The following is a 301-nucleotide window of genomic DNA, read 5'->3' on the forward strand; positions in this document are numbered from 1 at the left end:
CGGTAGTTATGCGGGGCGGGCTCACCTGATAGACGCAACACATACATTGAAACGCTATGCGGGAGTTTCGTATCCCAGCGTCTTTCGAGGTGGTTCGTTAAGCGGTCTTGCGACAGCACTCAACTTTGCTTGACTATGTATCGCCAAATCCGTGCCCTTTGGGAAGTATTGTCGCAGCGAGCGATTGGTATTTTAATTTGAGCCGCGCTGCCATGCATTGCCCGGCAGTCGCTGCTTGCAGCGATGAGAGGGGCTGTGAGGGTCGCATGAAAAGATATCGATCTCCGTCGCCAAAGTGAAT

1 pseudogene is annotated in these 301 nt (G+C 52.8%); it reads right to left on the reverse strand.

Annotated elements, in window-relative coordinates:
* Positions 1–54 precede the first annotated feature (54 nt).
* A pseudogene (locus tag AB9F29_RS22095) lies at positions 55–301 on the reverse strand (transposase); the annotation flags it as partial.

The organism is Falsihalocynthiibacter sp. S25ZX9 (genome assembly GCF_041205405.1).
GTDB lineage: Bacteria > Pseudomonadota > Alphaproteobacteria > Rhodobacterales > Rhodobacteraceae > Falsihalocynthiibacter > Falsihalocynthiibacter arcticus.